We start from the raw sequence: 12,643 nt of genomic DNA on the forward strand, positions 1-12,643 counted from the left end.
TTTATGTAAAAATACCTTACGATTTTTTAACCTTCTAAGGTTAAGAGAAGGTAAACCGTGGTAACAATAACTTAAAAAACCCAAATCCTTCCCATAAAAAACTGAAATAAAAACAGTTACCTGTAACTATAGCCAAACCAAAAGCTCGGATTTACAATTCGTACCAAAAAATACTAAAAAAAGCTACTGTTGCCCTATTGAGAGTGGTGACATTTGTTTTAAAAAACCTTTATCATACCCTTTATGAAATTTTTCAAAAAAAATACTTTCACGCCCTTTTTCGTGTCAAATTTTACAGAAAAATATTTTGACACATTTTTTGTGTCAAATTTTCAAACCGCATTATTTTGACACACTCTTGCGCCAACCAATAATAAGTTAAGTTGTAGAAGAAACTGTAAGAATAAGGTTGTAGCAGTTTGTTGCCGGTTCCGAGTTGCGGGTGTTCTGTCTTTTTATCGAATGACTTTCTTGGTCACTACTTCACCGTTTACGGTAGTAATTTGAAGCAATAGCACTTCATTAGCCAAGCCACCACTAACCACAGTTTGTGTTGCGTTAATATTGTTTTGTTCCAATAAGAGTCGCCCACGAATATCAAAAACCTTAACAGATTGCATCGGTTGGTTTCCGCTTAGAATCACAAAGTTATGGTCGGTGTTTTTGTAAACCACCACTTGATTGGCGTTGAAAGTTGGGCCATTTACTCCCAAACTCGCATCGGTAAAGACCACGCTAAAGCGATTGTCAAAAGTACCGGCTTCGGTGGTAAAGGTGTAATCACTTTGTTTTAAGTTGTGGATCACGTTTAATAAAGTATCTTCTAAGTAAATGTTCTGTTGGTCAAACAAACCGTCAAAATTGGACAACTTAACGGTATAAGTACCAGCCGCCAAAGATTTATACCCTACCGGAATCACATCTGATACAGCAAACGGCAAAGCACGACCTTGTATTGATAATTTTTTGTCTTCCTGAGTGGCATATAGCGTTACTGCATTTCCTATGTCGACCATTTCACCGTCGAAACCACGGTCCATACCGGTATTCGTAGCATTTTCAACATAAGCAATCAGCAATTGTTTGAAAGCACCTTCCTCATTAAAAATATCCAACCAAAAACGGTGGCGTTCCAAGGTGTTAGCCGTATGGTTTGCCGGAGGAGTATTCATTCTGAAGAATTGGTCGTTATTGCCCACCAATCGCATGCTGTTTTTAAAACTAAGATTCCCCGAAGACAATCCTTTGACAAAGAATCCTTGTCCGGAAGCTATCTTACCGTTAGGTACACTGTTGTTCAGTCCTACATTTGGCGCAGCCGTGCCCGTTCCTACGCCACCGGAATAATTGTAAACGGCATAGTCAGCCGCGTTATAATTGCCGTTGGCTATCGGTGTATTGTGTGTCCACAAATAAATAGTCGCATCAATCAAAGGCACATTATCAACATCCGACAAAAACAAATCGGCGCTCAAGGCACTCGGATACGGATTGCCAAATAAGTTAAACTGATTGGCACCGCCTACAACAGGAATGGTAACATTACCGGTATTAGGAACTCCAATAAAAGAACCGGCAAAAGTATTAGGCGTCGTTTCGTTGAAAGGCGCATTTTCGGGTGCTCTAATCAAATAGCCTTTTCCGGGAACCATTGGCGCTGTGGTATTGGCATAAGCCCAATTGCCGGCAGCCGCATCAAAGTAGAAGAACAAAGGCGAATCAGGAGAGAAATCCAATAAGGTTTGCGGACTTACCGGTGTTGACCAATAGATATAATCAAAAATTTTAACCGGTGTACTGTTTCTTTTATAAGTAATGTTTCCGGTATTGGCAAATTGTGCTCCGGTATTGTTAAGGTTATTCACCTGTACCAAGCTGGCATTGTTTTGGAAAGTCAAGGTACCACCGGTTACTTTCACATCATTTTGAGCGGTTAAAGTATGCCCCGAATTGATAATTACATTCCCCGAAAGTACCTCAACTGAACAAACGCTCAGGTTGCCTGTTGATGTATAATTTCCGTTGAAAATGGCCTTGGTACTAATGTTAGGCACGCCACTGCTCCAAGACGAGCCATTCCAAGTAGTTGAAGGGAATCCGACAAAAACCCCATTAGAATAAACCACAGGACAGCTTCCGGATTGTACTACCGCACGATAATACCGATTTCCGGTAAAGGAGCCTATCTGTGCCGCGGTAAGGGTGGTACTGGTATTGGCAATAGTGGTAAGTCCTGTTGTAAAAGCAGCATTGGTAGCATATTCCCATCGAATGATGGATGCGCCTGCACCGGCTAAGGTAAGATCGTTGGCTGCCCAATTGGCGCAAACAATTTGGTCACTCGATAAAATTCCCGGGGCCGGGGCCGATAAAACTGTTATGGTTGAAGTAGCACTCGCCGAACAACCGTTGGCGCCTACTACACTTCCGGTATAAACCGTAGTTGCGGCAGGTTTGGCATAAATGGTACCGGTAGGGGTTCCTGAAACATAAGGATCCGTAGCTCCGGCATTGAAATACAATCCTGTAGGCGGATCCCAAGTAACTTCAGCCGCCAAATTACCGCTGATTTTTACGTTGTCAATGGCCCAACCGTAATCCCAGGTAGCTTCGTATAAAAATCGGATTCTAACATCTGCATTGCCCACATAACTGTTCATGACAACTGTTGCATTCGAGAAATTAGAAGCTGTTCCTTGGGTTGCCAAGAAACTTCTGAGTATCGCCCAAGTATTACCGCCATCGATAGACACTTCAACCCTGGCTTTGTTTCCGCCAATGTATCTTAGGTAATGGTAAAAATTCAAGGTAGCCGTGGTATAACCAACCAAACTAATAGCCGGTGATTGAAGATAAGTCAGCGTTCTGTTGGTACCCGGACTTCCCTGCGCATCTGAATTGGAAAAATAAAACTTAGAAGCATCGTTACTGCTCACATTAATATTCCAATAAGAGCTGGTATAAGTGTAAACACTGGTTCGCAACGTCCAAGCGGCATTGGCTACTACCCCTCCCGTTGAAGCATTGGTTTTAATCCAGTTATCGGTCCCACTATTAAAGTTTTCACTGTAGATGGTTACCGGCGTGGCAGCCGCTAAGCTACCGGTTAAAGATTGTATTGCGCCTTCACAAATGGTCGCTGAAGACGGAACTATGCTGATAGCCGGTGGTTCGGGCTTCACCGTTACCGTATGAGAAATCACCGAAGTACACAAGCTACCCGAAGTTTGTGAAGCGGTTAAATTATAAGTAGTGGTAGTTATCGGTTGGAAGGCAAATCCGGCCGCTATAGATCCTGATAATCCGGTGGAAGTATTCCAGGTAAAGTTATTATAGGAAGCCGCTCCGCTTACGGTAACCAAACCGGTAGTTTCTCCTTTACAAATAATAGACGAAGTACTGCTGAAAGAGATGGCAGGTGCTGTGGTTACTGTTGCCGTTACCGGAGTTAATAAAGAGCGACAAATATTAGAAAACTTCCAATTGTAAGCATACAAGTAAAAAGTATTGTCAAATCCGTTTCCAACGATATTCGCAATAGAAGAAGTATAAGGATAAGAAGCACTGTCGATATTTACTACCAATCCGGCAGCCGGTAAAGTATTGAAATAAACAAAGTAATTGCCTTGGGCTAAATTAAGCGCTAAGTTTATCGTTTGCGGGGTGCTTCCGCCTGAAACCGTGGTAACAAAATTATAAGTAGCAATTTGCACATTCGAAGCATTTCTAATCACAATCTGACCGCTTTGTCCTGACGTTTGCGGATAAATATCAAAAGATTGTAAAGTCGTGGCTGCCGACACATTGAAACTGATAAACGTAGGTGTTTGCTGTAATCCCAAAGCACCGCCATGTAATAGTGGTGAAATAGGTCCGGCCAAAACCAATCCGCCCGGTGCTCTTGATTGGGCATAATAAGTAGTCGAGGCAAATAATGTTGGGGTTACATAATTGCTGCCGGTGTATAAAAGTGTTTCTCCGGTAGCCTCAGCATACCATTCTATAGTAGAACCCGGAGCTCCCACAGCATTTAAAGTCGTAGAACCACCACCACAAAGCGTTCCATTGGTTACGGTCAATGAGGTTGGCGTGGCACAATCGGTACTGAAAGTTTCAATATTGCTCCATACACTTCGGTCAGTACCATTACATTTTCCTCGAACCCACACATAATATAAGGTAGCAGGAGTTAAACCGGTAATGGTAGCAGTAGTGATGCCTACACCTACTGAACCCGTTGGGGTTACTGAACCACCAGGAGTAGCATTAGAGGTACTTACATAATATTCGTAACCGTTGCTTGGTTCCGGAGAAGAAGCATTCCAAGAAATCCCGGCCGTGGTACTTCCAACGGAAGTTACAATCAAATTGGTCGGTTCAAAACAAGTTGGTGACACGATTACACTGATATCGTCGACCATTATTTTGCTTTGGCTGGCAAAACTATACCCCTGAAAACCAATATAAAAAATATTGTTAGTTACCGGTGTAAAATCGACGGTGGCAGTTTGGTAAACGGTATTGATGATGCTCGACAAATCCAAGATGGTATTGTTCATTGCAGCTTCTGATTGTCCAGTTCCTAAACGAACTCTTAAGTTTTCGGCATAAGAACCGGCACTCAATGTGTTGTATTTAAATCGCAAACGGTAAGTAACTCCGGCGGTTAAATTCAATCCGGCTGTAAAAAACCAATCATCACTATCTTCAATATTGTTGGTAGCCAAGTGCATTGAATTTGGATTGGAAGCCGAGGAAGTATTTTGTACTTTCCAATATACTCCATCTTCATTGTCATCAGTTATCACAAAACAAGTGGGAAGGGTATTGACAGGAGTAGTATCAAAATTTTGGAAGTAAGGAATCGAAAAAGCACCGCATGGGGTCGCTACCGTAACAACTGTACTATTGATAGAGCAGGAAATTCCAACGGCACGAACCCTAAAATAATAAGTAGTAAGCGGATTCAATCCTGACACTACAAAATCGGTAGTTAATCCGGTAGAAACCCCGTTGTATGCCGGTAATATGGCTGTAAAACCAATATTGGTTGAAACATCAATTAAATAGTTAGTAGCCCCGGCAACCGATAACCAAGAAGCGGTAAAAGAATTTCCTTCTATGGTTGAAGCATTGACTCCTGTTGGTGCAGCAATACAAGTGGTTTTAGAGGTGGTAATCATATTACTTAGATTGTAATAAGGGCCACCGAGACAACCGGCATTATAAGGGATAACCCAGTAATAATAAGTAGTATTCGAAGTTAAAGCCGATTGGTTAAAAGTGGTTGCATTTGAAACACTCACCACAGTATAGGTTCCGGCTATTACATTATTGACCGCCCAATACGTTCGGTTGGGCACTTCGATATTGGTAGGCGGTACATTGACTGTACTTCTCAGCACCAAATAATTGGTAGGTGCCGGACTTGCTGCAGTAAAGCTGTTTCCTAAAAAAGTAGTCGCATTGACGGCCGTACTTCCTACGACGAAAGCCGCTGGAGTTCCGGTTGGAGTCACACAAGGCGCCGATGGAGTATAAGTATATTTTAATCCGCTATTGGGATATTCTGTAACACTCGTTCTTACCGTACTTGAGTTAGCAATTCCCACTGTTGTTTTTCCCAACCAAGTACTATTGGCATTGGTACCGGTTTGCAATCTGTTATTAACCTCACCTTGTAAAAAGTCATTGGTTGCGCCTCTTATACCTATTTGCGTATTGAGCACTGTAGTGTCATCGGGTGCACAAACACCATAGGAGAGTTCAATTGTATTTGAGGTTTCTAACAATCGGATTTGAAAATTGAAGTTTCCGGTGAGGGCTTTTCTGCGCACATTGGTCCATTGCACTACAAAAATTCTGTTGGGTGCACTACCAATGGTTTTGTAAACGATATCATCGGTAGTTGAGATTAAGTCCATTCCCAGAGCACTTATTGTTCCGCCACCGGTAAAAACAGTTGCTACACTTAAGGGTAAATAAGTGTTTGGCAGTGGTTGCACTCCAAAGGAGATAAAACCGTTAGGACTAATATAACATTGGGTTTGTGTAAGACCGTTATAAGTAAAATTAAAACCGATATTGGCTTGGTGTGCCGCACCTGAAGTATGGTCGTCCCAAGGAACAGTATAAGCAACCGTTGGCGCAGTAAGTGCTGTATAAGTCCCAACCGCTTCAGTAAAACCATAAGTGCTAACTTGGGCATGACCTGACATTGACATCAGCACAAGAAGCATTGCTGTAAAAAAAGCACATAACTGCTTTTTTACAGAGAAAATGTTTTCTTTGTTACTGTTGGTATTCATATACATGTTTTGATTCAAGGCTATATTTTTGAAAGGCGAAACCTCCGTTTTAATTGTTTGATTTTAAATAATTAAAGAGATTTTACCATTTCAGGAATCAGTAAATTTATATGAAAAGTTTAAAAAAAAAAGTTTATAAATCTAATTTTTGAAATAAATCGTCAAACTGTTAAAAAGTATCGATGTCTCACAATATCATACTCATACAATTCTTATATAATCGACAAATAACCACTAATTATTAATTAATCGGCGCAAATCAACCGCTTGTCGATTAGGCTTAGTCGCGGGAAATTTAAATATAAATTTCATCGCGCTTAATTTCAAAAATAAAGTTCCTAAAAAAACAAAGTGTTTTCTATCTTTGAAAAAAATAATACCATGGGGCAAAATATCATTCTTCAGCATCAGGAAATAGAACACAAAATAAGACGTATTGCTTATCAGATATACGAAACTTTTGCCGACGAACAAGAAATTGTATTGGCCGGCATAGCCAACAACGGGTATATTTTGGCTGAAAAAATCAGTGCTGTTTTAAACCATATCTCCGACATCAAAATTGTTTTGTGTGAGGTAAAAATAGATAAACAGCAACCGTTTAATCCGATTACAACTTCTATTGCCAAGGAAGCTTACAGTGAGAAAAACTTAGTTTTGGTAGATGACGTACTGAACTCGGGAACCACTTTGGTTTATGGAGTAAAACATTTTTTGGAGGTACCAATTAAGAAATTCAAAACCGTAGTTTTAATCGACCGAAACCACAAAAAATATCCGGTCAAAGCCGACTTTAAAGGCATTTCGCTTTCCACCTCATCGAAAGAGCACGTGCATTTGGTGTTTGAGACCAACAACAACTATGCTTACTTAGTTTAGTAAGGCTTCGATTTCAGCTGCTATGGCTTCGGGCGTTTTACCGTCGGTATTTATTTTAAAAGTCGCCTGATTGTAGTAGTAGCTTCGGTCAAACAGATTTTTGGCGATAAATTCTTTGAGTTCTTCTTCGGTTTGATTGGCTACTAAAGGTCTTTCTGCAGTATTGTTTTTAAGTCGGAGGTAAAGTTGGTCAATCGTAGCATTAAGGTAAATTGAAACCACTTCATCTCCATTGAGCAACAAATGATTGTTCGCATAACAAGGCGTACCGCCACCGGTACTAATGACAAGATTCTCCTGAGTATTTATCAATTTTTCAAACTCGAGGTGTTCTTGTTTTCTGAAATAAATTTCCCCTTTGAGTGCAAAAATGTCTGCTATGGAAAGGTTTGCGTTGTTTTCGATTATTTTGTCTAAATCTACCCACTTCATCTGTCTTTTTTCAGCTAAGATTTTGCCGATGGTAGACTTTCCGACTGCCATATACCCTACTAAAATAATTTTCTGCATCGCAATAAAACCTTATAAATTAAGCCATTAAGACCCATTCCTAAAAAAAGGCAAATTTATAATAAAATTGCTTTGAAATATAAATAATAAGGTCTTATATTTGCACCCGCATTCAAGAAAAGAAAAAGACTCGATAGCTCAGTTGGTAGAGCACAACACTTTTAATGTTGGGGTCCTGGGTTCGAGCCCCAGTCGGGTCACTATTTTTCTTTTATTTGAGGCTAAAGACTCGATAGCTCAGTTGGTAGAGCACAACACTTTTAATGTTGGGGTCCTGGGTTCGAGCCCCAGTCGGGTCACAAAAAGTCGAACAACTATTGTTTGACTTTTTTTGTTTTAGGCCACGTGGAGAAATTGGTAGACTCGCCATCTTGAGGGGGTGGTGTCGCAGGACGTGTGGGTTCGAATCCCATCGTGGTCACGAATGAATTCTTTAAATAAAAAAAACACCAAGCTTGCTTGAGTGTTTTTTTTATTTAAAGAATTCTCAAAGCGGAGCTTTGTGGGAACAGCGAAGCTAACCCCATCGTGGTCACTAAAAAAGAGCAAATTCAATTGAGTTTGCTCTTTTTTTTAAAGTTTATTTCAAAAAAAGACATTCGTAAAGTTATTTTACTAATTTTGTTTAACTAATTTAAGTAAAAGATGAACAATGTTAAGAGTGTTTTTAGTATAAAAGATCTGGAAAACCTTTCAGGTATTAAAGCACATACGATTCGAATTTGGGAAAAACGGTACAATGTTTTAGAACCTATGCGAACAGAAACCAACATTCGCATGTACGACTTGCTTAACCTGCAGAAACTGCTAAACATTACTTTATTACACAATTACGGATATAAAATATCCAAGATTTCGAAACTATCATCAGAAAGAATCCCACAATTAGTTAACGAAATCATTTCAGAAAAAAGTGCTAAGCATCATGCGATAAGTGCCTTCAAAATGGCCATGATGAACTTTGACCACTCTTTGTTTTTTTCAACTTACAATAAGTTATTATCAGAAAAATCATTCCGTGAAGTATTTTATGAAGTTTTTATTCCTTTGATTAGTGAAATTGGCTTACTATGGCAAACCGACACGATTAGTCCTGCGCATGAACATTTTATTTCTTATCTGATCAAACAGAAATTACTCACTAACACTGAAAAAGTACAAGTACAAGAGCCAACGCAAACCGACCGAGTTTTTGTTTTGTATTTGCCTATGAATGAGATACACGAATTGGGCTTAATGTATTTGAATTATGAAATTTTAAGTCAAGGTTACAAAACCATTTATCTTGGAGAAAGTGTACCGACGGATAGTTTGAAAGACATGAAGCGTTACTTTGACAACATCACCTACATTTGTTATACAACGGTAGAACCCAACAAAAACGAAATCAACCCTTATATTAAAACTTTGAATGAAGTAATATTAGAGGAATCGTCTAACTTGTGGCTTATTGGTAGAATGATTGAACACATAGACCCCAAATTAATCAACCAAAAAACGACTACCTTTAGTTCCATAAAAGAATTAGTTGAATTTATATAAAGAAATCTTTTTTTATTGTTTAACTTTTTAATACTTTTGTTAAACAAAATATGAAAAAAGAAATTAAAATTATCGGTTCGGGATTTTCCTCATTGGCAGCAGCCTGTTATCTTGCCCAACAAGGACATGGGGTTACTGTTTATGAAAAAAATCCAACTATTGGTGGAAGAGCCAGACAACTAAAAAAAGAAGGCTTTACTTTTGACATTGGCCCAACTTGGTATTGGATGCCCGATGTATTTGATCGGTTTTTTGCTGACTTTGGCAAAAAGACTAGTGACTATTATGACCTTATCAAACTTTCGCCTGCCTATCAGGTGTATTTTGGGGTAAATGAATACGTTACCATAGCCGACAATCTTCCCGAAATAATTAACACCTTTGAACATATTGAAAAAGGCAGTGGTCAAAAATTGGCCGCTTTTATGAAAGAAGCGCAGAGCAATTATGATATCGCCATCAAAGACCTAGTTTATCGTCCGGGAGTTTCCCCATTAGAATTGGTAACCTTAGAGACGGCTAAGAAAGTCAATCAGTTTTTTGGCAATATTTCCAAAGATATTCGCCGTCGATTTACCAATACCAAGCTAATCCAAATACTGGAATTCCCCGTACTTTTCCTTGGAGCCAAGCCCTCGGACACCCCGTCATTTTACAGTTTTATGAATTTTGCGGATTTTGGTTTGGGCACTTGGCATCCGAAAAACGGAATGTACAGCGTTATTTTAGCCATGGAAAAATTAGCCCAAGAACTTGGTGTGGTTATCCATACCAATGCCAATATTGAAAAGATTGTGGTCGAAAACGGCTCGGCTACAGCGATTGTAGTTAATGGCGAAATTGTTAAAGGCGATGTGATTTTGAGTGGTGCCGATTACCATCATTCAGAAACTTTGTTGGAGGAAAAATATCGCGTCTATTCGGAAAAATATTGGGAGAAACGCACTTTTGCCCCTTCTTCACTCCTATTTTATGTTGGCTTTGATAAGAAGATTGCCAAAACCGAACACCATTCTTTGTTTTTTGATGTTGACTTTGACCTCCACGCAGCTGCTATTTACGATAAACCTCAATGGCCGAAAGAGCCCTTATTTTATGCCAGCTTCCCTTCTAAAACAGACGAGAATGCTGCCCCATTAGGTAAGGAAGCCGGAATCTTTTTAATTCCATTGGCTCCGGGGCTTAAAGACACCCCCGAACTGAGAAATCTGTATTTTGACAAAATAATTACCCGTTTTGAAAACCTGACACAGCAATCAGTAAAAAATAATGTTATCTTTAAAGAATCCTTTTGTGTAAATGATTTCATTAAAGACTATAATTCGTATAAAGGGAATGCATACGGGTTAGCCAATACCTTATTGCAAACCGCTTTTTTAAGACCCAAATTGAAAAGTAAAAAGGTTAAAAACCTTTATTTTACCGGACAATTAACAGTTCCCGGTCCGGGCGTACCGCCTTCGCTGATTTCCGGAAAACTGGTTTCCGAACTTATTGCCAAAAATCTATAATTATTGTATTTATGAAATCAACTTTTGACACCGTATCATTCGATTGCAGCAGAAATGTGACTAAGTCTTACAGCACGTCTTTTTCGGCTGCTGTAAAGATGTTGGCACCCAGCATTCGACAGGATATTTATAACATTTATGGATTTGTTCGCTTTGCCGATGAAATTGTGGACACTTTTCACGATTACAACAAAGAAGTACTTTTTGATCAATTTGAAAAGGATTTGGCCAATGCGTTGGAAAACAAAATCAGTTTGAATCCGGTGTTGAATTCTTTTCAGCATACTGTTCATCAATATGATATACCTCACAGCATGATAGCGGCTTTTATGAAAAGTATGAAATTGGATTTACACAAAACCCATTATAAATCCTATGAAGAGTACAACGAATACATCTATGGTTCAGCTGATGTAGTGGGTTTGATGTGTCTTAAAGTATTTGTCAAAGGCGATGACACTAGATTCAATGAATTGGAACATTCTGCAATGAGATTGGGTTCTGCTTTTCAGAAGGTAAATTTCCTGCGCGATTTGAAAGCCGATTACGAAGATTTGAATCGAACCTATTTTCCCAATACCGATTTGTCTAAATTGGATGAACAATCCAAAAATGAAATCATTAAAGAAATTGAAGCCGATTTTGAAGCCGGATTTCAAGGTATTTTAAAGTTGCCTTTAGAAGCTAAATTTGGCGTTTATACCGCTTATGTATATTACAAAAAATTGCTTTCAAAATTGAAGAAAACCCCTTCTATGGAAATCAAAAACACCCGAATCCGCGTACCTGATTATGAAAAATTCGGACTGCTTGCCAAATGTTATGTCAATTACCGTTTAAATTTATTATAATATTATGCTCCTACATATTCTAGTTTTTATCGTCACTTTTTGCATCATGGAATTCATGGCTTGGTTTAGCCACAAATACATTATGCACGGTTTTCTTTGGAACTTACATGCCGATCACCACAAAAAAGACCACGACTCTTGGTTTGAACGCAATGATGCCTTCTTTATTTTTTATGCTGTAGTGAGTGTTGGTTTCTTTTTACTTTGGCAGAATGACATACTCGAAATTGGTTTGGCTATTGGCTTAGGCATCTTTGCCTATGGATTGGCTTATTTTACGGTGCATGACATCTTTATTCACCAAAGATTTAAATTGTTTAGAAATGCGAACAATCGCTATGCGAAAGCGGTAAGAAGAGCACACAAAATGCACCACAAACACATCGGTAAGGAAGATGGAGAATGCTTCGGAATGTTGGTAGTACCTTTTAAATATTTCAAAAAATAAGCCGGATAAATTCCGCCTCTATGCATAAAAAAAAGTCCCTAAACGGGACTTTTTTTATTTTATCAAACCTTCTAACGGTTTTAATTGCTCCATGTCAATGTTGGCTGATTTGAGTATAGACAACATATTCATGATGTTATTCGGATTCATATCGTCGCCTAAAATTCGGACTACGGCAAAACCATTTTCTTTTCTTTTGGCAAACAGGACAAACTCATCTATATCATCTTCATCGCCTACAAAACTAATAGAAGCAGCATCGTTTCCTTCTCCAATTTTCATAAGTTGTTGGTAGTCTTCGCCTTTTAAAATTTTGGTCAGCTTTTGACTTTCGGCTTGGTACAACGCTTGGTTTTTACCATCTAATTTGAAAGCCAGAATGTTCATTTTATCAAAAGATGCCAAAGCGGTTTTTTGTTCCGGCGTCAACTTAGCTTTGTCCACATTGATGATACTCGGAGAGACGTCTAATGCTACAAAATCTTTCTTTTCTGAATTCTCTACAAAATACTTTTGGAGACTTGGTTCACTATTGCAACCCAGCAGCATCAAAGAAGCCGACATTGCGATGAGATAGATTAGTTTCATCATTTC

General features: G+C 39.0%; 8 protein-coding genes and 3 tRNA genes. 8 read left to right on the forward strand and 3 right to left on the reverse strand.

Going from position 1 to position 12,643, the window contains the following annotated elements; genetic code table 11:
* Positions 1 to 455: 455 nt before the first annotated feature.
* Entirely contained in the window at positions 456 to 6,308 is a 5,853-nt protein-coding gene (locus tag HA632_RS12325) for a fibronectin type III domain-containing protein (RefSeq protein ID WP_176307497.1), read from the reverse strand.
* Between the two features lie 381 nt (positions 6,309 to 6,689).
* On the opposite strand from HA632_RS12325, the gene HA632_RS12330 reads away from it, so the two are divergent.
* Positions 6,690 to 7,187: a phosphoribosyltransferase domain-containing protein gene (locus tag HA632_RS12330; RefSeq protein WP_176307498.1), complete on the forward strand. Its 498-nt coding sequence runs from the start codon at positions 6,690 to 6,692 to the stop codon at positions 7,185 to 7,187.
* On the opposite strand, the gene HA632_RS12335 is transcribed toward HA632_RS12330, so the two are convergent.
* A complete protein-coding gene (locus HA632_RS12335; protein WP_176307499.1) occupies positions 7,179 to 7,697 on the reverse strand; it encodes a shikimate kinase in 519 nt (172 codons plus the stop codon). The two genes, HA632_RS12330 and HA632_RS12335, sit on opposite strands and share 9 nt — an antisense overlap.
* A 127-nt stretch (positions 7,698 to 7,824) precedes the next feature.
* Here HA632_RS12335 and HA632_RS12340 point away from each other — a divergent pair.
* The 7 genes from HA632_RS12340 (at position 7,825) to HA632_RS12370 (ending at position 12,049) form a co-directional block, all read left to right on the forward strand.
* Positions 7,825 to 7,897, forward strand: a tRNA-Lys gene (locus tag HA632_RS12340).
* A gap of 26 nt (positions 7,898 to 7,923) precedes the next feature.
* A tRNA-Lys gene (locus HA632_RS12345) sits at positions 7,924 to 7,996 on the forward strand.
* Between the two features lie 40 nt (positions 7,997 to 8,036).
* A tRNA-Leu gene (locus tag HA632_RS12350) sits at positions 8,037 to 8,118 on the forward strand.
* Between the two features lie 224 nt (positions 8,119 to 8,342).
* Positions 8,343 to 9,239: a MerR family transcriptional regulator gene (locus HA632_RS12355; RefSeq protein ID WP_176307500.1), complete on the forward strand. Its 897-nt coding sequence runs from the start codon at positions 8,343 to 8,345 to the stop codon at positions 9,237 to 9,239.
* A 50-nt stretch (positions 9,240 to 9,289) separates the two neighbouring features.
* Positions 9,290 to 10,750 (forward strand): NAD(P)/FAD-dependent oxidoreductase, encoded by a 1,461-nt coding sequence (locus HA632_RS12360; protein ID WP_176307501.1) that lies wholly within the window; start codon positions 9,290 to 9,292, stop codon positions 10,748 to 10,750.
* Between the two features lie 11 nt (positions 10,751 to 10,761).
* On the forward strand, positions 10,762 to 11,601 hold the full coding sequence (locus HA632_RS12365; RefSeq protein ID WP_176307502.1) for a phytoene/squalene synthase family protein: 840 nt from the start codon (positions 10,762 to 10,764) through the stop codon (positions 11,599 to 11,601).
* Between the two features lie 4 nt (positions 11,602 to 11,605).
* A complete protein-coding gene (locus tag HA632_RS12370; protein ID WP_176307503.1) occupies positions 11,606 to 12,049 on the forward strand; it encodes a sterol desaturase family protein in 444 nt (147 codons plus the stop codon).
* Positions 12,050 to 12,103: 54 nt separating this feature from the next.
* Here HA632_RS12370 and HA632_RS12375 read toward each other — a convergent pair whose 3' ends face one another.
* The gene (locus tag HA632_RS12375) at positions 12,104 to 12,640 is read right to left on the reverse strand and encodes a DUF4252 domain-containing protein (protein ID WP_176307504.1); all 537 of its coding nucleotides are present in this window, start codon (positions 12,638 to 12,640) and stop codon (positions 12,104 to 12,106) included.
* Between the last annotated feature and the right edge of the window lie 3 nt (positions 12,641 to 12,643).

Source organism: Flavobacterium sp. J49, assembly GCF_011742145.1.
Taxonomy (GTDB): domain Bacteria; phylum Bacteroidota; class Bacteroidia; order Flavobacteriales; family Flavobacteriaceae; genus Flavobacterium.

Coding starts and splice junctions, on each gene's coding strand:
- HA632_RS12325 (WP_176307497.1), bottom strand. CDS start 6,308: ATGAATACCAACAGTAACAAAGAAAACATTTTCTCTGTAAAAAAGCAG.
- HA632_RS12330 (WP_176307498.1), top strand. CDS start 6,690: ATGGGGCAAAATATCATTCTTCAGCATCAGGAAATAGAACACAAAATA.
- HA632_RS12335 (WP_176307499.1), bottom strand. CDS start 7,697: ATGCAGAAAATTATTTTAGTAGGGTATATGGCAGTCGGAAAGTCTACC.
- HA632_RS12355 (WP_176307500.1), top strand. CDS start 8,343: ATGAACAATGTTAAGAGTGTTTTTAGTATAAAAGATCTGGAAAACCTT.
- HA632_RS12360 (WP_176307501.1), top strand. CDS start 9,290: ATGAAAAAAGAAATTAAAATTATCGGTTCGGGATTTTCCTCATTGGCA.
- HA632_RS12365 (WP_176307502.1), top strand. CDS start 10,762: ATGAAATCAACTTTTGACACCGTATCATTCGATTGCAGCAGAAATGTG.
- HA632_RS12370 (WP_176307503.1), top strand. CDS start 11,606: ATGCTCCTACATATTCTAGTTTTTATCGTCACTTTTTGCATCATGGAA.
- HA632_RS12375 (WP_176307504.1), bottom strand. CDS start 12,640: ATGATGAAACTAATCTATCTCATCGCAATGTCGGCTTCTTTGATGCTG.